This window comes from Vicinamibacterales bacterium (assembly GCA_036504215.1).
Taxonomy (GTDB): domain Bacteria; phylum Acidobacteriota; class Vicinamibacteria; order Vicinamibacterales; family Fen-181; genus FEN-299.
The window spans coordinates 1-21,719 of sequence record DASXVO010000089.1 but is presented as its reverse complement, the minus strand read 5'-3'; the positions used below and the strand labels follow the sequence as shown (position 1 = coordinate 21,719).

General features: G+C 66.8%; 20 protein-coding genes. 15 read left to right on the top strand and 5 right to left on the bottom strand.

Going from position 1 to position 21,719, the window contains the following annotated elements:
• Positions 1 to 2 precede the first annotated feature (2 nt).
• From gatE to VGK32_23665, 9 genes are all read left to right on the top strand, one after another.
• On the top strand, positions 3 to 1,970 hold the full coding sequence (gene gatE, locus VGK32_23705) for a Glu-tRNA(Gln) amidotransferase subunit GatE (protein HEY3384779.1): 1,968 nt from the start codon (positions 3 to 5) through the stop codon (positions 1,968 to 1,970).
• Positions 1,967 to 3,361 carry a Glu-tRNA(Gln) amidotransferase subunit GatD gene (gene gatD / locus VGK32_23700; protein ID HEY3384778.1) on the top strand — a complete coding sequence of 465 codons (1,395 nt, stop codon included), beginning with the start codon at positions 1,967 to 1,969 and terminating at the stop codon, positions 3,359 to 3,361. The genes gatE and gatD overlap by 4 nt, the downstream gene beginning before the upstream one ends.
• 140 nt (positions 3,362 to 3,501) lie before the next feature.
• Positions 3,502 to 4,044: a hypothetical protein gene (locus VGK32_23695; protein ID HEY3384777.1), complete on the top strand. Its 543-nt coding sequence runs from the start codon at positions 3,502 to 3,504 to the stop codon at positions 4,042 to 4,044.
• A gap of 48 nt (positions 4,045 to 4,092) precedes the next feature.
• On the top strand, positions 4,093 to 5,220 hold the full coding sequence (locus VGK32_23690) for a DSD1 family PLP-dependent enzyme (GenBank protein ID HEY3384776.1): 1,128 nt from the start codon (positions 4,093 to 4,095) through the stop codon (positions 5,218 to 5,220).
• The gene (locus tag VGK32_23685; GenBank protein ID HEY3384775.1) at positions 5,220 to 5,603 is read left to right on the top strand and encodes a RidA family protein; all 384 of its coding nucleotides are present in this window, start codon (positions 5,220 to 5,222) and stop codon (positions 5,601 to 5,603) included. The genes VGK32_23690 and VGK32_23685 overlap by 1 nt, the downstream gene beginning before the upstream one ends.
• 343 nt (positions 5,604 to 5,946) lie before the next feature.
• On the top strand, positions 5,947 to 6,537 hold the full coding sequence (locus VGK32_23680) for a CarD family transcriptional regulator (GenBank protein ID HEY3384774.1): 591 nt from the start codon (positions 5,947 to 5,949) through the stop codon (positions 6,535 to 6,537).
• 73 nt (positions 6,538 to 6,610) lie between these two features.
• Positions 6,611 to 7,402 (top strand): lysophospholipid acyltransferase family protein, encoded by a 792-nt coding sequence (locus VGK32_23675; GenBank protein HEY3384773.1) that lies wholly within the window; start codon positions 6,611 to 6,613, stop codon positions 7,400 to 7,402.
• A 118-nt stretch (positions 7,403 to 7,520) separates the two neighbouring features.
• Complete coding sequence (locus tag VGK32_23670) at positions 7,521 to 7,895, top strand: hypothetical protein (GenBank protein ID HEY3384772.1); 375 nt, start codon at positions 7,521 to 7,523, stop codon at positions 7,893 to 7,895.
• Positions 7,896 to 8,000: 105 nt separating this feature from the next.
• On the top strand, positions 8,001 to 8,759 hold the full coding sequence (locus VGK32_23665; protein ID HEY3384771.1) for a formylglycine-generating enzyme family protein: 759 nt from the start codon (positions 8,001 to 8,003) through the stop codon (positions 8,757 to 8,759).
• A 9-nt stretch (positions 8,760 to 8,768) separates the two neighbouring features.
• Here VGK32_23665 and VGK32_23660 read toward each other — a convergent pair whose 3' ends face one another.
• Positions 8,769 to 9,899 (bottom strand): serine hydrolase domain-containing protein, encoded by a 1,131-nt coding sequence (locus VGK32_23660; GenBank protein ID HEY3384770.1) that lies wholly within the window; start codon positions 9,897 to 9,899, stop codon positions 8,769 to 8,771.
• A gap of 370 nt (positions 9,900 to 10,269) precedes the next feature.
• Here VGK32_23660 and VGK32_23655 point away from each other — a divergent pair, with 370 nt between their 5' ends.
• The gene (locus VGK32_23655) at positions 10,270 to 12,444 is read left to right on the top strand and encodes a VWA domain-containing protein (GenBank protein HEY3384769.1); all 2,175 of its coding nucleotides are present in this window, start codon (positions 10,270 to 10,272) and stop codon (positions 12,442 to 12,444) included.
• A gap of 14 nt (positions 12,445 to 12,458) precedes the next feature.
• Positions 12,459 to 13,313 (top strand): hypothetical protein, encoded by an 855-nt coding sequence (locus VGK32_23650; GenBank protein HEY3384768.1) that lies wholly within the window; start codon positions 12,459 to 12,461, stop codon positions 13,311 to 13,313.
• A 145-nt stretch (positions 13,314 to 13,458) separates the two neighbouring features.
• Here VGK32_23650 and VGK32_23645 read toward each other — a convergent pair whose 3' ends face one another.
• A complete protein-coding gene (locus tag VGK32_23645) occupies positions 13,459 to 15,543 on the bottom strand; it encodes an oligopeptide transporter, OPT family (GenBank protein HEY3384767.1) in 2,085 nt (694 codons plus the stop codon).
• Positions 15,544 to 15,704: 161 nt separating this feature from the next.
• Between VGK32_23645 and VGK32_23640 the strand changes: the two genes are divergently transcribed.
• Genes VGK32_23640 through VGK32_23625 form a run of 4 tightly spaced genes read left to right on the top strand, consistent with a single transcriptional unit; the run spans position 15,705 to position 19,676 of the window.
• Complete coding sequence (locus tag VGK32_23640; protein HEY3384766.1) at positions 15,705 to 16,376, top strand: redox-sensing transcriptional repressor Rex; 672 nt, start codon at positions 15,705 to 15,707, stop codon at positions 16,374 to 16,376.
• Positions 16,360 to 16,854, top strand: a complete 495-nt coding sequence (gene moaC / locus VGK32_23635) for a cyclic pyranopterin monophosphate synthase MoaC (protein ID HEY3384765.1) — start codon at positions 16,360 to 16,362, stop codon at positions 16,852 to 16,854. Before VGK32_23640 ends, moaC begins: the two co-directional genes overlap by 17 nt.
• Positions 16,851 to 17,822: a D-2-hydroxyacid dehydrogenase gene (locus tag VGK32_23630; protein ID HEY3384764.1), complete on the top strand. Its 972-nt coding sequence runs from the start codon at positions 16,851 to 16,853 to the stop codon at positions 17,820 to 17,822. Before moaC ends, VGK32_23630 begins: the two co-directional genes overlap by 4 nt.
• Before the next feature lie 45 nt (positions 17,823 to 17,867).
• Positions 17,868 to 19,676, top strand: a complete 1,809-nt coding sequence (locus VGK32_23625) for a long-chain fatty acid--CoA ligase (GenBank protein ID HEY3384763.1) — start codon at positions 17,868 to 17,870, stop codon at positions 19,674 to 19,676.
• Here the strand turns inward: VGK32_23625 and lepB are convergent.
• The 3 genes from lepB to VGK32_23610 form a co-directional block, all read right to left on the bottom strand.
• Complete coding sequence (gene lepB / locus VGK32_23620) at positions 19,673 to 20,326, bottom strand: signal peptidase I (protein ID HEY3384762.1); 654 nt, start codon at positions 20,324 to 20,326, stop codon at positions 19,673 to 19,675. The genes VGK32_23625 and lepB overlap by 4 nt on opposite strands.
• 38 nt (positions 20,327 to 20,364) lie before the next feature.
• Positions 20,365 to 21,135 carry a LytTR family DNA-binding domain-containing protein gene (locus VGK32_23615; GenBank protein ID HEY3384761.1) on the bottom strand — a complete coding sequence of 257 codons (771 nt, stop codon included), beginning with the start codon at positions 21,133 to 21,135 and terminating at the stop codon, positions 20,365 to 20,367.
• A 4-nt stretch (positions 21,136 to 21,139) separates the two neighbouring features.
• Positions 21,140 to 21,719, bottom strand: a 580-nt coding sequence (locus tag VGK32_23610) for a histidine kinase (protein ID HEY3384760.1), incomplete at its 5' end; no start/stop codon positions are given.

Genomic DNA, 21,719 nt, shown 5'->3' with positions numbered 1-21,719 from the left:
CGTTGGACATCAAGTCGCCAGACTTCTACGCGGAGATCGGTCTCATATCCGGCCTCGAAGTTCACCAGCAACTCTTCACCGAGCGCAAGATGTTCTGCCACTGCCCGGCGCGCCGGTACACCGACACGCACGATGGGGAAGTGCTGCGGCACATGCGCCCGACGCTGTCGGAGCTTGGCGAATACGACGGCACGGCGCTGATGGAGTTCAAGACCCGGAAGAACATCATCTACCTCCTGCACAAGGAGAACGTCTGCACCTACGAGATGGACGACACGCCGCCGTTCCTCGTGAACCAGGACGCGGTGGACGTGGCCGTCGAGCAGTGCCTGATGCTCGGCTGCGACATCGTGGACGAGGTCCATATCGCCCGGAAGCAATACCTCGACGGGTCCATCCCGACCGGCTTTCAGCGAACCGCGATCGTCGGCGTGAACGGGCGCCTGCCGTTCCGGGGTCGCGAGTTGACGATCCTCCAGGTGAGCGTCGAGGAGGATTCGTGTCGCGAGGTGTCGGATCGGGGGCACCTGATCGTCTGGCGGACGGATCGGCTGGGCATGCCGCTCATCGAGACCGTGACGGGACCCGATCTGCGCACGCCGGATGAAGTGGCCGACGCGATCCTGCTCGTCGGCCGCGTCTGTCGCAGCACAGGCCACGTGCGGGTCGGCATCGGAGCGAGCCGACAGGATGTGAACGTCTCGGTCCGCGGCGGACGACGCGTCGAGATCAAGGGTGTGCCGAAGGCGGGCTGGGCGCCGGGACTGGTGCACGGCGAAGCGATTCGACAGGTCAACCTGCTGAAGCTGCGCGACGAGTTGATCCACCGTGGCTTCTCGACGCCCGACCGCATCGCGGTGGAGAGCGCGGACGTGACGGCGCTGTTTGCGTCGTCCGAGGCGGCCTTCCTGACCGTGGCCGGTTGGGAGCAATACACGCGCGACGAACAGCGGCGTCCCGGCTTCGAGCTCGGAAGCGGCAAGTTCACCGTGCGCGGCATCCGCGTGAAGGGGCTGGGCGGCACGCTTGGCTGGCCGACGCAGCCCGACTGCATCTTCGCGCACGAACTGGCCGGGCGCATCCGCGTGATCGCGGGTCTCGATCAGCGGCCGATCCTCCTTCACAGTGAGAAGTGGCCGGACTACCACCGTTCGCTCCAGGAATTGCGCAAGGTTCGCACGCACCTGCGGTGCAACCCCGAGGACGGCATCGTGCTGGTGTGGGGGCCGGATGAGGACACGCTGACCGCGGCCAACGAGGTGCGTCTGCGCTACATCGACGCCATCAACGGCATCCCGAACGAGACGCGCCAGCCCTTCGAAGACGGCATGACGGACTTCGAGCGGATCCTCCCGGGGCCGGACCGCATGTACCCCGACACCGACAGTCCGCCCACACGGGTGACTCGCGAACGTGTCGAGCGGCTGCAGGCGGCGCTCTCGCCCCGTCCGTGGGAGCGCGAGGCGCGCTACTCGGCGGCCGGCGTGCAGGCTTCCACGACGCACTTCCTCATTCGTCGCGGTGCCGCCCGCCTGGTTGACCTGGTGACCGACGCCTGTCGCGCCTCGGTCAAGCAGGCCTGCCACCTCTTCGGCGAGCAACTGAAAGGGCTTCGCCGCGACGGCGTGGCAGTCGATGGCATCACCGACGAACGGTGGTGCGAGCTGTTCACGCTCGGCGAGGCACGCCCGATCCTGTGGGAGGCCCGGGAACGCGTCGTGCGTGCGATGGCCGCGGAGCCCGAGAGGACGGTGGCTGCCCTCGTGGCCGGGCTTCGGCTGGGCACCGCGCCCGAGGGGTGGCAACATCGCGCGACGGCGGCCGTGCAGGAGGCGTCCGGGAAGCTCTACGCGCCCGGCGCCGACCGGCTGTTCCGCTTCGCGATGGGGCTTGCGATGCGCGAGCTTCGCGGCAGGGTTCCGGCGCTCGAGGTTGCAGACGCCGTTCGCACGGAGATCGGATCGAAATGAGCACGCCAGCAGATGCGTTCAAGGGATACAAGGGCCAGGCGCGCGCCGCGCTCGAGCGGTGGGGCGTGCGCGTCTGGAGCGACGTCGAGGTCGACAACGACGCGGGCAGCCGCTTCGAGGGCGTCATTCTCCCGCGCAGCGAGACCCTCGACGACCTCCACGTCGTCATCAAGTTGAAGAACGGCTACAACGTCGGCCTGCACGTGGACCGGGTCCGGTCGGTGAAAGAGGTCGGCTACAAGGAGGCCGTGTACAAGATTCCCGAGAAGGAGTTCCCGCGGCGGCCCAACCTGCCCGCCGTGACGCTGCTCGGCACGGGCGGCACGATTGCCTCCCGGCTCGACTACCGGACCGGCGCCGTCATCCCCGCGTTCACGCCCGGCGAACTCTACGGCGCGGTTCCAGAGCTGGCCGATATCTGCAACCTGACGACGAAGAAGCTCTTCGGCGTGTTCTCGGAGAACATGGCGAAGGAGCAGTACATCACGCTGGCGAAGGCAATTGGCGAGGAGATCGAGGGCGGCGCCAACGGCATCGTCATCGGGCACGGGACCGACACGATGGGGCATACCGCGGCCATCCTGTCGTTCATGGTGCAGAACACGCCAGTGCCCATCGTGCTGGTGGGATCGCAGCGGTCGTCGGACCGACCGTCGAGCGACGCCGCGCTCAACCTGATCCACTCCGTGCGGTCGGCGGCCTATTCCGATATCGCGGAAGTGCAGATCTGCATGTTCGGGCCGACCTCGGATCGCTACGGCCTCCTGCACCGCGGCACACGCTGCCGGAAGATGCACAGCTCGTATCGCAGCACGTTCCGCACCGTGGGCGACATCCCGCTCGCGACGGTCAGCCGCGACAGCTTCACGTACCTGAACAAGGACTACCGGAAGCGCGACATGACGCGGCAGATCGAGATCGATGCGGTGTACGACGATCGGACGACGATCCTCTACTACTACCCGGGGATGTCGCCGGATCTGGTGGACGCGCTCGTCGAGAAGGGCTATCGGGGCATCGTCATCGCGGGCACGGGCCTCGGCCACGTCAACAAGCCGCTGTACCCGGCCCTCAAAAAGGCCATCCAGAAGGGCGTGCATGTCGTGATGACCGTGCAGACGCTCTGGGGCTACGCGCAGATGTACGTCTACGACACGGGCCGCGACCTGCTCGAGATCGGCATCGTGCCGCTCGACAACATGCTTCCCGAGACGGCGCTGATGAAGCTCTCATGGGTGCTGGCACACACCGACGATCACGACGAGGTGCTGCGCATGATGCGGACCGTGGTCTCCCACGAGATTACCGACCGCGAGCCGCACAACGGCTATCTGATCATGCAGGGCGGCCTGCCGGAGATCGAAGAGTTCATCTTGTCGCACTGGAAATGATCTCTGGTCCTGAGCGAGCCGGGCGAGTCGAAGGGCCGGAGATCGAAGAGTTCATCTTGTCGCACTGGAAGTAAGGGCCGGAGATCGGGCGTCACGGATCGGGGATCAGGGATCAGGGATCAGAGAGAGAGAGCACGCTGATGCGAAGACAGATCACGGCGCTGGCACTCACGGCCGTCACGTTGCTGTACGGCGTCGGCCGGCCCGCGCCGGTCGGCGCGGGCACTCTGCCCAAGGAACTGGCACCACTGACGTTCCTGCTCGGCGACTGGGAAGGAGGCGGCGCCGGCACACCCGGCCAAGGCAGCGGCGGGACCTCGTTTGCCGCCGGTCTTCAGGATCGCGTGATCATCCGGACCAACTTCGCCAACGTCGCGGCGACGGCCACCGCACCCGCATCGCGTCACGACGACCTGATGGTCATCTACGTGAACGATCGAAGCGCGGTCGCCGCGGACTACTTCGACAACGAGGGCCACGTCATCCGGTACCTGGTCACGACGAGCGGTGTCGGCCAGGTGACGTTCACCAGCGAGCCGGTCCCCGGCGCGCCGCAGTATCGCCTCACGTATCAGGCTGCGCCTGACGGCGTGGTGAAGGGGAGCTTCGCTCTCGCACCGCCCGGACAGCCGGGCACGTTCTCACCCTATCTGAACTGGAGCATGGTGAAGGCCAGACGATAGGCACGCGACCACGGGCCGGCCCCCAGACGAACCGAACAGGTGATCTCCATGCGACTCGACCAGCTTTCCACACCCTTGCTGGTGCTCGATCGACCGAGGATGCTTCGCAATATCGAGCGGATGCGGTCGCGCCTCGGCCGGCTGGGCGTCGGGTTCCGTCCGCACGTGAAGACGAACAAGTGCATCGAGGTGTCACGGCTCCTCATGCCGTTCGCCCATGGGCCGATCACCGTCTCGACGCTCAAGGAAGCGGAGCAGTTCTTCTCGCACGGCGTGACCGACATCCTCTACGCGGTCGGGATCGCTCCGGGCAAGCTCGCGCACGTTGCCGATCTGCGGGCACGGGGCTGCGACCTGGCGGTGATTCTCGACAGTCGGGACGCGGCCCGGGCCGTGTCGGCCTTCTGTGCGGAATCCGGCTGCGAGATCCCCGCTCTCATCGAGATCGACGCCGACGACCACCGGGGCGGGGTCAAGCCGGACGAGCCTGCGCTGCTCGACGTGGCGGGCTCGTTGACCGGCGGAGCATCGGTCCGCGGCGTGATGACGCACGCCGGCGCGTCGTACGCGTGCCGATCGGTCGCGGCCCTCGCGGCCATGGCGGAACAAGAACGGGCAGCGGTGGTCCGGGCGGCGGAGCGTTTGCGGGCCGCCGGGTTCCCGGCCCCGATCGTCAGCGTCGGATCGACGCCCACCGCGACTTTTGCGGAGGACCTCTCAGGCGTCACCGAGGTCCGAGCGGGGGTCTTCGTGTTCCAGGACCTCGTCATGGCGGGGCTCGGCGTCTGCGCCGTGGACGACATCGCGCTGTCGGTGCTGGTGAGCGTCATCGGCCACCAACGCGAGAAAGGCTGGATCATCACCGATGGCGGCTGGTTGGCGGTGTCACGCGATCGCGGCACGGCCAGTCAGCCGGTGGACCAGGGCTATGGCCTGGTGCTCGACCTGGATGGCCGACGCTGCGACGGGCTGGTGATGAACGACGCCAACCAGGAGCACGGAATCATCTCGCGTCGGGACGGCGGCCCGATTGACTGGCCCCGGTTCCCCATCGGCGCGTTGCTGCGCGTGCTGCCGAATCACGCGTGTGCGACGGCCGCGCAACATGCGGCATACCACGTGATCGATGGCTCCCCCGAAGTGAGCGAGACGTGGGAGCGGTTTGGAGGATGGTGATGGGGATCGACAGGACAAATCCGCCCGCGCTGTCGAAGCCAGGCGGCCACTACACGCACGTCGTCGTGCACAACGGCGTGGCCTACGTATCCGGGCAGTTGCCCATCGGGGAGAACGGACCGCTGCCGGGCACGGCAAGCTTCGAAGAGCAGGCGCGGCAGGTTCTCCGGAATGTGGCCGCGGCGCTCGAGGGTGTGGGGAGCGATCTGTCCCGCGTGCTCAAGTGCACCGTCTACATCTCGAATGTCGGCGACTGGACCGAGTTCAACCGGCTGTACGCCGAGGCCTTTGGTGATCATGCACCGGCGCGAACCGTCGTCCCCGTCTCTCCGCTCCACTACGGCTTCCGTGTAGAGATGGACGCGATCGCTGCCGCCGATTGATCGGTCGATCCATCGATACCACCGCCGAGCACTCGCCGGGCATCACCAGCCGAGGAAGGGCGAGGATCGCAAGATGCTGTGGCGTTTCCGGACACGCCCACAAGTGCGGCCAGCCTCCTGGCAGGCGCCGCCGGCGGCCCATAAGTCGAGATCCCAGAACAAGAAGCAACCGTGACGGGTAGGCGAGTTGCGGTCACTGTGCGTTTTCGGACAAGAGAAGAAAGGGCGAATATCTGCAATTTGTGGCCATTTATCTTGAGGTTTTTTCCTGAATTCGTGTATACTGGTTGCCAGTCGAGATCTCTCAGCCTCCATGCGAAACCCTTCCTAGAACGGGGGACACGTGACATTCCAGATCGGTGACAAGGTCATTTACCCGAATCACGGTCTCGGCGTCATCGAACGTATCGAAGAGAAGACCATCCTCGGCACCACTTGCGGCTTCTACTCCCTCCGGATCGCCGCCAACGAAACGACGGTACTCGTGCCGGTCGGCAACGCCGATAGCGTGGGCTTGCGTCGCGCCATTGTCGGCACCGAGGTCGATCGCCTCTTCCGAATTCTCGCCGACGGAAAGATCGACAGTCAGCAGAACTGGAAAGGCCGCTTCAAGGACAACTCCGAGAAGATGCGCAGCGGGTCCATCTATGACGTGGCCGATGTGCTCAAGAGCCTGACGCTGTTGAGCAAGTCGAAGAACCTGTCGTTCCGCGAGAAGCGGATGCTCGACCGCGCGCGGTTCCTGGTCGTCTCCGAGATCACCGAGGTGCTGCACGAGAACCAGCCGATCGTCGAAGCGCGCGTGGACCGAGCCCTCGACCGGTCGCTGAGCACGCGCACTCGCGTGGCAGCGGCGGCGCGCGCGAAGACCGTCAAGCCTCCGATGGTTCCGGTGCCTCCGCCCGTCGTGCGGCGAGCGGTCCGCGCGTCCTAGCGCGAGCCGGACGTCATCATCCGAAGGCCTGGATCGCCGACCGGTCCAGGCCTTTCGTGTATGATGCGGCTTCGTGAGCGTTCAGCCCCACACCCAAGCATCCCCCGGCACCGCCCACGTGGTTCCTGCGGCCGCGCACCTCCGCGGCCGTTCGCTCGTCATCGCGGCGATCCGTTCCCTGGCGACCTACCTCGCCATCTCCGTCTACGTCGTCCTCTGTGGCCCCCCCGGCCTCCTCATCGCCCGGCTCTTCAGGCTCCCCGGCATCCTCTTCGTGCTCTCTCATGGGGGCATCGCGATGGGAATGGCGATAGCCGGGATCAGGTATCGCGTGCGCGGGCGGGATCGCCTCCCGCAGGACCGCACGGCCGTCTACTGTGCCAACCACACGAGCAACGTGGACGCGCCCTTGCTCTTCCACCTGCTCCATCCGCGCCTGCACCTGCTCTACAAGATCGAGTTCGAGAAGATGCCCATCCTCGGGCGTGCCGCACCGGTTGCAGGATTCATCCCGGTCGAGCGAAACAACCCGGAGCAATCTCAGCAGGCGGTGGATCAGGCCGTGCAGTCGATCGCCAACGGCCACTCCTTCCTCGTCTTCCCTGAAGGGACGCGCAGCCGGACCGGCGAGCTGCTACCCTTCAAGAAGGGCGGCTTCATCATGGCAATCAGGGCCCAGGTGCCGATGGTGCCAGTGGCCATCCTCGGCGGGACCGCGGCCATGACCAAGGGAAGCCGCATCATCCGCCCGGCGACCATTGACGTATGGATTGGCGAACCGATCGACACGACCGGCATGACGATTGACGATCGCGACCGCCTGATCGCCATGGCGCGCACGCAGATCGAGGGGATGCTCAGATAGGCTCTTGGCTCTGGCGGTAGGAACAGGTCGTCCGGGACGGTGGTCCCGTATGTGCATGACTTGCTGAGATCGAGGCGATCCGTCTCCCTTCACCTTTGCACGCCGTCTGCTCACGGCCGTGCTCCTGGCTTCGCTTGGCTCGCTGGTCCTTGCGGAGGGGCGGCAGGCGACCACTGGCGCGCCGGTGCCTCAGCAGGCCGCCGGCCAGGACAAGCCGGCTCCCGCCCCCCAGGTGCAACGCCCGACGTTCCGGACCGAGGCGAACTTCGTCCGCGTGGACGTGTATCCGACGGAGGACGGCGTTCCTCAGCAGGTCCGGACCTTCGAGCACATCGTCATCCGCGGCAATACGCCGCAGGGACTGCGCGCCGAACCGAACACCATGCGGGAATCGCGCCAGATGGCGGCCGACCCGCGGGCGCGTCTGTTCGTCCTGTTCATCGTGTCCGGGCCGTCGGATCGGTGCACATCGGTCGAACCCGTACGTAAGTAAGGCGCTCCCCGTCGCCGAACACGGTGATGCGCGGCGCCTCTCCCGGTGACGCGCGGCGACCGTTCGGGCCATGGCGGTGTCCAATCCATCCGAGGGGAATCTGCGATGACGCGTCGTGCCTGCTGGATCGTCCCGATTGCCCTGGCGGCCCTTGCCGGGGTCGGGGCACGCCCGCCGGTGGCTGGGCGAACGGAACCCGCCATCGCGAGCAACAGCATTGGAATGCGATTGGCCCAGATCCCGGCCGGATCCTTCGACATGGGCTCCAACATCCGGGCACCCGAGCAGCCCGTTCGCCGGGTCTCGGTACGCGCCTTCTGGCTGGGGGTGACGGAGGTGACCCAGGCCCAATGGCTGGCCGTGGTGGGCAGCAACCCCTCCCATTTCAAGAACGCGGGACTCGATGCGCCCGTGGAGATGGTCACCTGGGAAGCCGCGCGAGGCTTCATCGAGAAGCTGAACGGTCGTGATCGGACGTGGCGCCACCGCCTGCCCAGCGAGGCCGAGTGGGAGTACGCGTGCCGCGCAGGCGGCGCGGCAGACTCCTACGGCCCAGCGGATGACATCGCGTGGGTCATGGAAAATTCCGGCGGCACCACGCACCCAGTCGGCCAGAAGCGCCCGAATGCGTTCGGTCTCTACGACATGCTGGGGAACGTGCCTGAATGGACACAGGACACCTGGCATCCCGACTACAAGGGCGCGCCATCGGACGGCAGCGCGTGGGAGGACACCACCTCTCGATTCCACACGCTCCGTGGAGGCGGATGGGACCTCCCGGCATTCTTCCTTCACGCCGCGCTTCGTGACACCTGGGCTCCGGTCCACCGGCTCGGGTTTCGCGTCGTCGCCGAGCGCCGGTGACGATTGCGCTCACTTCGCCTGGACGGCCAACTGGATGAGGAGCGTGCGCGCAAGCGCCGCTCCGGATTCGGCCGCCGGCGGATCCTGGTTGGCCAGCGCCACCACCGTGTACGGCGAATCGAGCACGATGTAGAGATGGGTGCTCACGCCCGGAAACCCGCCGCCGTGCCCGACGATGGTGCGTCCCGACTCGGTCGCGATTTCCATCGCGTAGCCGTAGCGTGATCCGCGCGGCGTCGTCCCGTGCGGGGCGACCATCTTCTGGAACGTGTCGCGGCTCACCAGGCGTCCGCCGCGCAGCGCGTCGGCGAAACGGACGAGATCGTCCGCTGTCGAAATCGCTCCTCCCGCGGGGCTGCCGATGTCGCGCGGCGCCTCCGGCCAGGAGGCGATCTGGCCACGGTCCGCCTCTTTCGTATACGGCACGACCACCCGCGGATCCGCACGGGGGATGTTGTTCGGATCGCTGTCCGTCATGCCGGCCAGCCGGAAGACGTGGGCGCGCAGGTACTCTGGGTACGACTCGCCCGAGGCCTTCTCGACGATGGCGCCCGCCAGCGCGAGCCCGGCGTTGCTGTAGGCCCACTTCGTGCCCGGCGCGAACGCGGGTTCGTCGCCGGCGTAGAGCGGCATGAACTCGGCAGCCCGCTGCACGCCCGCTGTCATCATCGCCGGCGTCCGCCTGGCCAGGAAGTCGCCCAGCCCGCCGGTGTGCGACAGCAGCATGCCGACGGTGACCCTGCTGCGGACCGTCGCATTGGGATAGTCGGGGAAGAACCTGCCGACGACGTCTTCGAAGGAGACCGTTCCACGATCGACCAATTGGCCGATGGCGGCGGCCGTGAACATCTTTCCGAGCGAGCCGACGGTAAACCGCGTCGCGGGAGTGAAGGGGACCTTCCGGGCGCGATCGGCGTAGCCGGCCGTAACGACGGCGAGATGCGCGGTGCCGCGGGCGGCAATCACGATCCCCGAGAACTCTCCCGTGGCACCGAGTGCCGCCACCCGCGACGACACGGCCAGCTTCACGGCCGCATCATCGAGGTTCTGTGTCCACAGACTGCCGGGCGCCAGCACCATCGTGGATGCGGCGGCCAGGATTCCCGCGCGGAGCGGTCGGAACGAACGCGTTCGTGTCACGGCAGGTCCTCCTCATCGACAGTACTTATCTCGCAATTTGCCGGCGCGCGTCCACCGGCCCGATGCCGCCGGGGATCCGAGCGACCGTCGGCCTGCTCGCCGCGAATCTCTTTGACACTCGACGGCCGCGACATTAGTGTGGCGTGAATCACGTCGTCGGTCCTCGAGCCAGCGTGGGGTGTGCATGAGTCGCCAGTCGCATGAAGGCCTGCAGCACCTCCGGGTAGCTGAACTCGTACATGCTGTGGCGGCGAACCGGCTGGTGTCCGATAAGGCGTATTCCGTTACCCGGCCGTCGAAACCCCGCTAATGGTCCCGTATGTGCATGCCTTGCTAAGATCGAGGCGATCCGTCGCTCTCTGAGGACACTATGCGCTCACGCTTCCTGCGTCCGTCTCCCTTCACCTTTGCACGCCGTCTGCTCACGGCCGTGCTCCTGGCTTCGCTTGGCTCGCTGGTCCTTGCGGAGGGGCAGCAGGCGACCACTGGCGCGCCGGTGCCTCAGCAGCCCGCCGGCCAGGACAAGCCGGCTCCCGACCCTCAGGTGCAACGCCCGACGTTCCGGACCGAGGCGAACTTCGTCCGCGTGGACGTGTATCCGACGGCGGACGGGAAGCCTGTCGAGGACCTGCGCCAGGAGGAGTTCGAGCTGACGGAGGACGGCGTTCCTCAGCAGGTCCGGACCTTCGAGCACATCGTTATTCGCGGCAATACGCCGCAGGAACTGCGCGCCGAACCAAACACCGTGCGGGAATCGCGCCAGATGGCGGCCGACCCGCGGGCGCGTCTGTTCGTCCTGTTCATCGACACGTATCACATCTCGCTCGACGGCGCCGCCAACGTCCGCAGGGCGCTCGTGCGCCTGCTCGATCGCACGATGAGTTCCGACGACCTCGTGGCAATCATGACGCCCGAGATGTCCGCCGCGGCGGTCACGTTCGCTCGACGAACGACGACGATTGATGCCCTGCTGGAGAAGTTCTGGACGTGGGGGCGACGCGACCGAATCGCGGGTCGCGATCCGATCGAGCAGGATTATGACGCCTGCTATCCGCCAGCGGCTGGTGAAGGCGCCACGTCGGCCAAGGCGCGGGAGATGATCGCCCGGCGCCGCGAGAAGCTCTCGCTCGATTCCATGGAGGATCTCATCGTCCACCTCGGCGGCTTGCGTGAGGAACGGAAGGCGGTGTTCGCCGTCACCGAAGGGTGGGTTCTCTACCGGCAGAACAACACGCTGGCAGGAAACCCGAGGATTCCTGCCGTGGGGACGGGCCCGGACGGCACGCTGAGGGTGGGTGATCTGGGCGCCTCGGGCGTCGCGATGGGCCGGTGCGAGCAGGATGCGCGGCGCCTGTCGTTCGAGGATCACGAGCGCCAGTTCCGGGACCTGCTGGACGAGGCCAACCGCGCGAACGTCAGCTTCTATCCCATCGACCCTCGGGGCCTTCCCGTGTTCGACACCAGCATCGGTCCCGACACGCCGTTGTCGCCGGCGGCTGACAGCCTGGTACTTGGGACGCGGCTCAATTCCCTGCGCACGCTGGCCGGCGCCACCGACGGCACGGCCATCCTCAACAGCAACGACATCGATGGCGGTCTGCGCCGCGTCGTGGACGATCTGAGTTCCTACTACCTGATCGGGTACTACTCGACGAACTCGAAGCTCGATGGGAAGTTCCGTTCCATCAAAGTGCGGGTGAAGCGGCCGGGTGTGGACGTGCGGGCGAGGCGCGGCTACAAGGCGGCCACCGAAGCCGAGGTGAAGGCGCGCACGGCCGCGTCGGTCACACGGCCTGCATCACCACTAACGGCCTCCGTCGCGTCGCTCGCGCGCATTCGCACCGAGGCCTTCGTCCAGGCGCGGGCCGGGTACTCGTGGCGTGCGAATCCCGCCGGGGGCCCGCCGGTGCCCGTGTTGTGGGTGGTGGGAGAACTCGACGCCGGAGCGGCGGCGCGGGACGAGCAGTGGAAGCCCGGTGCGGATGTGGCGGTGACGATCACCGGGCCCGACAAGGCGGCGCTGGACGGCCTGCAGAAGCTGCTGACGCGCGATGCCCGCAGCTTCCTCGTCCAACTGCCGCCGACCGGCGGCGTGACGCCTGGCGACTACACCCTGCGCATCAGCTCGAAGCCGGCCGGCACGACACTCGGCAGCACCGAGACCATTCGCGTGGTCGTCCCGAAGCCGCCGGTCACCAGCGATGCTCCGGTGGCCGGCCAGCCGCTGCTGTTCCGCCGTGGACCGTTCTCCGGCGCGGGGTGGGTCGCGGCGGGGGACCTGAGGTTCAGGCGTCAGGAGCGGGTGAAGGTCGAGGTGCCGCTGATCGGAGCGTTCGGCGCGGCCGAAGTCCGGCTGCTCGACCGTGCCGGGAACCCGCTCAACCTCCCGGTGACCTTGTCGCGCCGCGAGGAGGAGGGAGTGACCGTGGTCGGAGGCGAGGTGACGCTCGCGCCGCTCAGTTCCGGCGACTACGTCCTCGAGACGACCATCACGCAGGGTCCGAATACGCAGAAGGTGCTCGCCGCGTTCCGGATCGTGCCCTGAGGCCGAGTCGCCCGATGTCCCAACGCCTTCTCGTTGCGGCCGCTGCCGCGATTCTGGGAGCCGCGATGGCGGTGGCGATGATGGCGCAGGCGCCAACGCAGCCTTTGACCTTCCGCACCGAGGCAGCCTGCGATTCCGTCGATTCGGCGCTGGCTGCGCTCGCGGGCATTCGGTCGAGCGCCGTTGTGCGGGTGCGGGCGGGATTCCAGTGGCAGAAGGGGATCGACGGTACATGGCGGCCGTCGCTCTGGGTGGCGGCGGAACTCGACCCGGCGGTCAGCGGCCATGAGGAGAGGTGGGAGAGCGGAGCAGAGGTGAGCCTGACAATGAGCGGCGAGGACGGCGTCTCGTTCGAGGGCCCGCGGCGCCTGCTCACCCAGGAGGCTCGCAGTGCGCTGCTCTGTCTGGAGCCCCAGGATCCCCTGCCCCCTGGCGGCTACGCCATCCACGCATCGGCGCAGCCGGTCGGCGGCCTCGTCGGCACGTCGGAGACGGTGCGGGTGGTCGTTCCACCCTTCGACGAGAAGTCCCCGAATCCCGGCCGGCCGCTCCTCTTTCGTCGCGGTCCGTTCACGGGACGTGAGTGGCAGCCTGCGGGCGACCTTCGGTTCCATCGCCAGGAGCGGGTCAAGGTGGAAGTGGCGGTCGCCGGAGCCTTCAGCGGAGGCGTCGTGCGGCTGCTCGACCGCGTCGGCAAGCCGCTGCCGCTCCCAGTGGTTACCACGCTTCGGGACGAGAAGGGGTCGACGACGATCGCTGGCGAACTCGTGCTGGCGCCCCTCGGCTTCGGCGACTACCTGCTCGAGACGACCGTCGGCAAGGGTGCCGACGCCCGGCGTCTCCTCGTCGCGTTCCGGATCGTGCCGTAAGGGCCGGAGTGTCAGCCGGAGGCTGCGCCAAATCAGTCGGTGAACGCCGTCGGAGTTCGCACGCGGCGGGGGCCGGGAAAGAAAAGGGCGGCGCCCCTGCGCCGCCCCAGCATTCTCACTACTGACCCCTGACCTCGACTTCTGTCTACATCACCGCGGTCGGTGGTGCGGGCTCGTCGGCCGCGCCGGCCTTCCGCAGCGGGACGGCGATCAGGTACCACACCAGGAACGCGAGCACCGGGAGCGCCATCCACGGTGCCAGCGATTCGAAGCCGGACACCTGCCAGAACGCGTGATTGGTCCGGAACCCGACGACGGCCGCGATGAACAGGCCGACGAGGGCCTCGCCGGCGATCAGCCCCGAGGCGGCCAGCACGCCCGCGTTTTCGACCCGCGCCTTCTGTGCGGCGTTGTAGCCGCGCTTGTCGCGGAGCTTGTCCACCATCCCGCGAACGAGGCCGCCCACGAAGATGGCCGCCGTGGTCTCGAGCGGGAGGTACATCCCGACCGAGAACAGCATGGGGCTCCGGACCTTGATGAGGATGACCGAGAACCCCATCGCGATGCCGACGAGCACCAGCGGCCACGCCATCTCGCCGCCCACGATGCCCTGCGACAGCGCGGCCATGAGCCCGGCCTGCGGCGCCGCGTAGGTCTTGCCGCCGAAGCCGCCGATCGTCTCGCCGAACTGGGCGATGTCGGACGTGTGCATCAGGTAGAGCGGGAAGAACATCACCGCGCCGGCGAAGATGACGCCGATGACATCGCCCACCTGCATCTTCCAGGGCGTGCCGCCCAGGATGTGTCCCACCTTCAGGTCCTGGAGCATCTCGCCGGCGACGGCGGACGAGACGCAGCCGATTGCGGCGACGGCCAGCACCGCCAGCACGCCCTCGGTCCCCTTGGCGCCGACGATCACCATCGTGAGTGCGGCAATCACCACCGTGGCCAGCGTCAGGCCGGACAGCGGGTTGTTCGACGAGCCGATCATCCCGACCAGGTTGCCCGACACGGCGGCGAAGAAGAAGCCGGTGATGAACATCACCAGGGCGGCGACGACCGCGGCCAGGAGCGACTGGGTGAAGTAGAAGTACAGCGTCACCATCAACGCGAGGATGATCGCGATGCCAAGGCCGACGATCCGCAGCGACAGGTCCTGCTGCGTGCGCTGCGTGGTTGCCTTGGCGGAGGCCGTCTTCTTGACGTCGGCGATGCCGCGCTTGATCCCGAGGATCAGGTTCTTGCGCATTTTGAACAGCGTGTAGCCGGCACCCACCAGCATCCCGCCAACCGCAATCGGGCGGACGATGAAGCGATAGAGGTGCGCGACGATGCCGGCCCAGGCGGCGGCCTCGTTCCCGTTGTTCAACGTGAGGTACTGATCGATCAGCGTCGGTCCGACGAAGTAGACGAGCAGCGGGACGAAGAGGCCCCACGCGAGGAGGCCGCCCGCGAAGTTCAGTGCGCCCAGTTCCGGCCCGATGATGTAGCCGACGCCCAGGTACGCGGGGGTGACGGCGGGCGCAGAGAAACTCGTGATGCCGCCGGTCGGCACCTTGACCGCGGTGTCGGTCAGGCCCAGCTTGACGAAACTCTGCTTGAGCGTGCCGATGCCCACCGCGAAGTCGTTCGACGAGCGGAAGATGCCGAATCCGTCGAGGAAGCGCACGACCGCGCCGACGCCCATCGCGCGGAACAGTTGCAGGGCGGCTTCGGCGCCCTTCTGGCCGGCCTTGTGGATTTCGCCGGCCGCCACCGACTCGGGGAACGGCAGGCCGGGATCCTCGACCATGACGCGCCGCAGGATCGTCACGAACATGATCCCGAGGATGCCGCCGAGGATCATCAGGCACGATGCCAGGAGGTACTCCTGCATCATGTGCGCCGAATCGAACTTCCACAGCTTCAGGATGACGAACGCCGGCACCGTGAAGATGGCACCGGCCGCCACCGACTCGCCAATCGAGCCGACGGTCCGGGCGAAGTTCTCCTCGAGGACGCTGCCCTTGAACAGGCGCAGCACGGCCATCCCGATGACGGCGGCCGGATACGTGGCCGCGATGGTCATGCCTGCCCGAAGGCCCAGATAGGCGTTGGCGGCGCCCAGCACGACGCACATCACGAGGCCAAGGACCAGCGCCCGGAACGTGAACTCGCTCATCGTCGAGTCATCGGGCACGAGCGGCTGAAAACGGGGCGGACCTTGCTGGTTGGAGGAAGGCTGGTTCATGAGGCCGAATCTTAGCACGGGGATGGTGTTCTGAGCCCTTGGCAAGTGCTGGGTGTGAGGTGCCAAGCGCCGGGTGCTTCGTATACCCCGCACCTGGCACTTTCCCCCATCTTCCCTACTTGACCTCGGCAGAAGTGGTTCCGTACAATCCCATTAACCTTGTGACATCCCAGATCAAGTATCGTCAGGGAGCCGACCAGGTCTCCGAACTGACGACCAACCGCCTCTCGATCTATCTGCGCTGTCTGGACCATCTGCGCGCCCATGGCGTGACGACGGTGTCCTCCCAGTCGCTGGCCGACCAATTTCACCTCAATGCCGCCCAGATCCGGAAGGATCTCGCGTGGTTTGGCGAATTTGGCGTCCGCGGCGTCGGTTACTCGGTTGACGGCCTCGCGGCCCACCTCCGGCAGATCCTCGGCCTCGGCGAGCCGATTCGCGCCGCGGTGATCGGTGCCGGCAACCTCGGGCAGGCGCTGGCCGACTATCCCGGCTTTCCCCGTGATGGCTTCGAGCCGGTCGCGCTGTTCGATCGGGCCTCGTCCAAGGTTGGCGAGCAGTCGCGCGGCGGCGTTCCGATCTATCATGTCCGGCGTCTGCCGGCCATCGTGCGCCGCGACGGTATCAGGATTGCGATGATTGCGGTGCCGGCCAGCGCCGCGCAGCAGGTCGTCAACCTCGTGGTGGCGGCCGGGTTGCGCGCCATTCTGAACTTCGCGCCGGCCACCGTGGCCGCGCCCGATGGTGTCAAGGTGAAGAACGTGGATCTCACCGTGTCTCTCGAGGGGCTGGCGTTCCATCTCGCCAACACCGCCGATGCCAAATCGAGGTAAGCCGAAGCCTCGGCGCCTCTCGCACGTGGACGCCGGTGGACGCGTGCGCATGGTGGATGTCTCCGACAAAGCGACGACGGTTCGTGTCGCCGTCGCTCGGGGCCACATCCGAATCGCGCCGGCGGCCTTGCGGCTCATCCGTCGCGGCGCCATCGCGAAGGGTGATCCGCTGCAGACCGCGCGGGTCGCCGGCATCATGGCGGCCAAGCGCACCGCCGACCTGATTCCGCTCTGTCATCCGTTGCCCCTCTCCCACGTCGACATCACGCTGACCGCGACGACGACCGGGTACGAGATCGAGGCCACCGCGAAGACCACTGCTCGGACCGGCGTCGAGATGGAGGCGCTCACGGCCGTGTCGGTGGCGGCGCTGACCATCTACGACATGGTCAAGGCGGTCGACAAGACAATGGTCATCGGCGAGATTCGGCTAATGGAGAAGCGCGGCGGCCGGTCCGGAGAGTGGACGCGCGGATGAAGATCGTGGTCTCGATCTTCTCGGATCCCGCCTGGTCGCTGCCGGTGTCGCAGGGCGAGCGGCTCCGGCTCTTGTTCCCGCACCACGATGTCGTGACCGCATCGAGTCGCGAGGCGCGCCTGCGTGAGCTGCCGGACGCGGACGTCCTGTTCCTGTCGCAGCTGAAGCCGGACGAGTTCCTGCTCGCGTCACGTGTGAAGTGGATCCAGAGTCCCGCCGCGGGCGTGGCCAGCCTGATGTTTCCCGAGTTGCGGGCGAGCCCGGTGGTCCTGACCAACGCGCGGGGCATTCACGGTGAGGCGATGGCCGAGCACGTAATCGGCCTCGTCATCGTGCTGTTCCGGCGGATCCACCACGCGATTGGTCGGCAACTCGCTCGCACGTGGGTCAAGGACAGCATCGGTACGTTCCGAACGCTCCGGGGGCGGCGCATGGGCGTCGTCGGCCTCGGTGCGATCGGCAGCGCCATTGCGGACAAGGCGGCGGCCATGGGGATGGAAGTCGTGGCCGTACGCCGGCACCCCGACGCGCCGCGGCCATCGTCGGTCTCCGCCGTGTATCCGCCATCAGGTCTCGACGAGGTCCTGGCGATGTCGGACGTCGTGGTCCTGGCGGCCCCGCTGACCGGCGATACGCGAGGGTTGATCGGCACCGCGCAACTGGCGCGGATGAAGTCCGACGCGATCCTCGTGAACGTGGCGCGCGGCAAACTCGTCTGCGAGGCGGGCCTGGTGAACGCGCTGTCGTCCGGGACGATAGGAGGGGCGGCGCTCGACGTGTTCGAGCACGAGCCGCTCGACCAGGCCAGCCCGCTCTGGGACCTGCCGAACGTCGTCATCACGCCCCACACGTCGGCGTTCCGCTCCGACTACTGGACGCTCGCTGTCGACCTGTTCGCGGAGAACCTGCGCCGGTTCGAGCGCGGTGAGGCGCTGGTGAACGTCGTGGACAAGGAGAGCGGGTACTAGGTTGTGCTTTGGAATGGGCGGGCTTTTCGGTAGAATTCGCTTCCTGTGAAAACCACGGACCAGCTCACCCTGGCTGACCTACCGTTTCGCAGTCTCGAGCTCTTCCAGAAACCGGATCTCGTCTGCCGGTGCGAGGAGCCGAACGACCGCCGGTTGTCCAGCCAGCAGTTCTTCGATTCCATTCGGACGCTCAGCCTCGGCCTGTCGTCGCTCGGCCTCCAACAGGGCGACCGCGTCGCCCTGATCAGTGACAGCTGTCCCGAGTGGGTGATCTCGGATCTTGCCGTCCTGACGGCCGGTGCCGTCACGGTGCCGATCTATCCGACGCTGTCCGCGCCGCAGATCTGGTTCATCCTGGCCGAGAGCAGCGCCCGCTTTGCCATCGTGTCGAACGCGACGCAGGTGGCGAAGATCATGGAAGGATCGACCGGAGCCGGCGCGCTCGAAGCCGTCATCGTCATGGACGGCGATGGCGACGGCGAACGGTTCCGCGTGCTGTCGATGGCGGACGTGTCCAAGCGCGGCCAGGCCGCGCTCGATGCCGACGCCGGCGCGGCTGACCGGTACCGGGAGACGGCGCAGGCGATCGATCCCGAGTCCCTGGCCACGATCGTCTACACCTCGGGCACGACCGGCGATCCGAAGGGGGTCATGCTGACCCACCGGAACATCGTGTCGAATGTGGTGGCCACCAGATCGTGGATCAGCCTGTCATCGGCCGATCGGCTGCTCTCGTTCCTGCCGCTCAGCCACGTGTTCGAACGGGTGGTGTTGTTCCGGTGCCTGTACGACGGCGTCAGCGTCTACTTTGCCGAGACAATGACGTCGGTCGCCCGCGACCTCGTGCGAACCAAACCAACCGTGATGACCGGCGTCCCGCGCGCATGGGAGAAGTTTCACAGCGCCATCCATGACGGCCTGGGAAAACTGACCGGCGCGAAGAAGGCGTTGTCCGCCTGGGCGATTGGCGTCGGGTACGAGTACGCCCGCACGTGGATGGGCGGCGCGCCACCGCCGGGCCTGCTGGCCTTCAAGCACCGACTCGCCGACCGCCTGGTGTTCGCGAAGGTCCGCGAGCGCACGGGTGGGCGGCTGCGCTTCCTCATCTCGGGTAGCGCTCCGCTCATGCCGAAGATCGCGGAGTTCTTCTTCGCGATCAACCTGCCGATCCTCGAAGCCTACGGCCTGACCGAGAGTTCGCCGGGGATTACGGCGAATCCGCCGGATGCCCCGCGTCTGGGCACGGTCGGGAAACCGTTCCCGGGTGTCGAGGTGAAGATTGGATCCGACGGCGAGATCCTCGTGCGCGGCCCGAACATCATGCGGGGTTACTACAAGCGCCCCGAGGCGACGGCCGAAACGCTCGCCGGGGGCTGGCTGCACACCGGTGACATCGGCGAGTTGAGCACCGACGGCTACCTGACGATCACCGACCGGAAGAAGGATCTGATCGTCACATCGGGCGGCAAGAAGATCGCGCCGCAGCCGCTGGAGAACCTGCTGAAGGCCGACCCTCTCATCTCGGAGGCGGTCCTGATCGGCGAGCAGCGGAAGTTCCCGGCGGCGCTGCTGGTGCCGGACTTCGTGAAGCTGGAGGCGCGAATCGAGGCGCTGAAGCTGCGGGTGGCATCCCGCGAGGAACTCGTGCGCCATCCGGAAGTGCTGCGGCTCTACCAGGACGTGCTGGACCGGCTGAACGGCAGCCTCGCACAGTTCGAGCGCGTGAAGCGGTTTGCGCTGCTGCCGACCGAGTTCACCATGGAGCGCGGCGAACTGACGCCGACGATGAAGGTCAGACGCCAAGTGGTCGAACAGCGGTGGCGGCTGCTCATCGACGGGATCTACGCGGGCTAGAACACCTTGGCTTCCGGCAGCGGCCACCACCTGACCTGGACCCTGCCGATGATGTATTTCTTCGGGACCAGTCCCCAGTGTCGGCTGTCGGAGCTGTTGTTCCGGTGGTCGCCCATCACGAAGTAGTAGCCGTCCTGGATCACCTGCGGGCCCCAGTCGTCGTGGCTCCGGAACTCGCTTGGCACGTAGTCGTCCTGGATCGGCACGTCGTTGACATACACCCGCCCGTCCACGATCCGAACCAGGTCGCCTTCCTCCGCAATGACCCGCTTGACGAACGACTTGTCGGGGTTCACCGGGTAGTACAACATCACGATATCGCCACGCCGCGGGGAGCTGAGGCGGTAGATCAGCTTGTTGACGATGAGGCGATCCTGGTCCTCCAGGGTCGGCGCCATGCTCATGCCCTCGACGCGGGCAACCTGGAAACCGAAGGTGACGATGAGCGTGGCGTACACGGCGGCCGACGCCACGGTCTTCACCCAGGCGGCGATTTCGTCGCGCACGTGGGCCATCGTGGCCGCGCGCCGATGCCGCCTCTCCTCGGCGCCCACGGTGGCCGGGCGAGCGGCGGGCTGCGTGGGCGCGAAGCTGGGGTGCTGATGGTCGCTCGACGTGGCGGCCGACCAGGGCAACCAGGGCTCGGGCACGATCGGGGCGGCCTGGGCTGGCGTCGTCTCCGCCGCCGCTACAGCTTCAGGTACTCCCGGAGTCGCTTGGTCTGCGACCGGCTGACCGGGATCTCCGTCCCTTTCCCGTCCTTCATCCTGAGGATGTAATTCCTGCTGAACCAGGGGACTATCTCCTTGATCTTGTTGATGTTGACCAGGTGCGACCGGTGGACTCTCCAGAACACGTCCGGGTCCAGGCGCGCCTGCAGTTCGTCGAGTGTCCGATAATTCGACGTTCCGACGACCTGCCCCGTCACTATGGATATGGTATCTCCATTTAGAGACGCATAGATCACGTCGTCGGCCTGAACCAGCAAAAACCGTTCCCCAATCTTAACCGCAATCTGGCCCCGTCGCTGCTGCCGGTCACCAACCAGTTTGACGATCTTCTCGAGGTGCTCGTTCAGCGGGCCGTCCGTGTCGAGGCGCCGGCGGACCCGCTGGATGGCCTGATCCAGGCGAGCCGGGTCGATCGGTTTGAGGAGGTAATCGATGGCATTGACCTCGAACGCCTCGAGCGCGTACTGGTCGAACGCCGTCACGAAGACGACGTGTGTCGGCAGGCCGAGGCTCACCACACGTCGAGCGACCTCGAATCCTCCGAGGCCCGGCATCTGGATGTCGAGGAAAACCACTTCCGGCCGCAGCCGTTCCAGCGCGTCGATGGCCTCGAGGCCGTTGCTGGCCTGGCCCACGACCTCGACGCCCGGGACCCGGTCGAGCTGGAAACTCAGTTCCTCCCTCGCCAACTGTTCGTCGTCCACGATGAGTGCACGAAGATCCATCATCGGCTCATGCCGTCAACCGCTCGGCGGCGGTCATCTCGGGAATCTCGATCCGCGCGCACGTGCCTTGGCCCCGGACGCTCGTGAGCTTCAGGCCGTAGTTCGCGCCGTAGGTCACGCTCAACCGCTCGTTCACATTGCTGAGGCCGATGCCGGCGGTGAACGCATTCCGCAGTTGCTCGTCGGTCATGCCCAGCCCGTCGTCTTCGACCTCGATGACCGTGAGGTCGGAGCCGCGGAAGCTGCGGATCGTGACGGTGCCGCCACCGATCTTGAGTGACAGCCCGTGTTTGATCGAGTTCTCGATGAGCGGCTGGATAATCATCGCCGGCACCGTCGCATCGAGTGTCTCGGGGGCGATCTGCTTCACGACGTGGAGCTGCGGGCCGAAGCGGACCACCTCGATGTCCAGGTACTGGTCGATGGCCTCGAGTTCCTCGCGCAGTGTCAGGAAGTGGTCGCGGCTCTTCAGGCGCTGTCTCAGCAGGTTCGCCAGCTTCCCGATGAGGATGCGTGCCGTTTCGGGCTGCGACCGGGTGAGTGAGGCGATCGAGTTGAGCGTATTGAACAGGAAATGGGGGCTGATC

Bases quoted from the DNA above. Each gene is read 5' to 3' on its own strand.
- VGK32_23690 (HEY3384776.1), top strand. From the start codon at position 4,093: ATGCGACTCGACCAGCTTTCCACACCCTTGCTGGTGCTCGATCGACCG.
- VGK32_23655 (HEY3384769.1), top strand. From the start codon at position 10,270: ATGCGCTCACGCTTCCTGCGTCCGTCTCCCTTCACCTTTGCACGCCGT.
- VGK32_23645 (HEY3384767.1), bottom strand. From the start codon at position 15,543: ATGAACCAGCCTTCCTCCAACCAGCAAGGTCCGCCCCGTTTTCAGCCG.
- VGK32_23615 (HEY3384761.1), bottom strand. From the start codon at position 21,135: ATGATGGATCTTCGTGCACTCATCGTGGACGACGAACAGTTGGCGAGG.
- VGK32_23665 (HEY3384771.1), top strand. From the start codon at position 8,001: ATGACGCGTCGTGCCTGCTGGATCGTCCCGATTGCCCTGGCGGCCCTT.
- VGK32_23695 (HEY3384777.1), top strand. From the start codon at position 3,502: ATGCGAAGACAGATCACGGCGCTGGCACTCACGGCCGTCACGTTGCTG.
- VGK32_23650 (HEY3384768.1), top strand. From the start codon at position 12,459: ATGTCCCAACGCCTTCTCGTTGCGGCCGCTGCCGCGATTCTGGGAGCC.
- VGK32_23685 (HEY3384775.1), top strand. From the start codon at position 5,220: ATGGGGATCGACAGGACAAATCCGCCCGCGCTGTCGAAGCCAGGCGGC.
- VGK32_23630 (HEY3384764.1), top strand. From the start codon at position 16,851: ATGAAGATCGTGGTCTCGATCTTCTCGGATCCCGCCTGGTCGCTGCCG.
- gatD (HEY3384778.1), top strand. From the start codon at position 1,967: ATGAGCACGCCAGCAGATGCGTTCAAGGGATACAAGGGCCAGGCGCGC.
- moaC (HEY3384765.1), top strand. From the start codon at position 16,360: ATGCCAAATCGAGGTAAGCCGAAGCCTCGGCGCCTCTCGCACGTGGAC.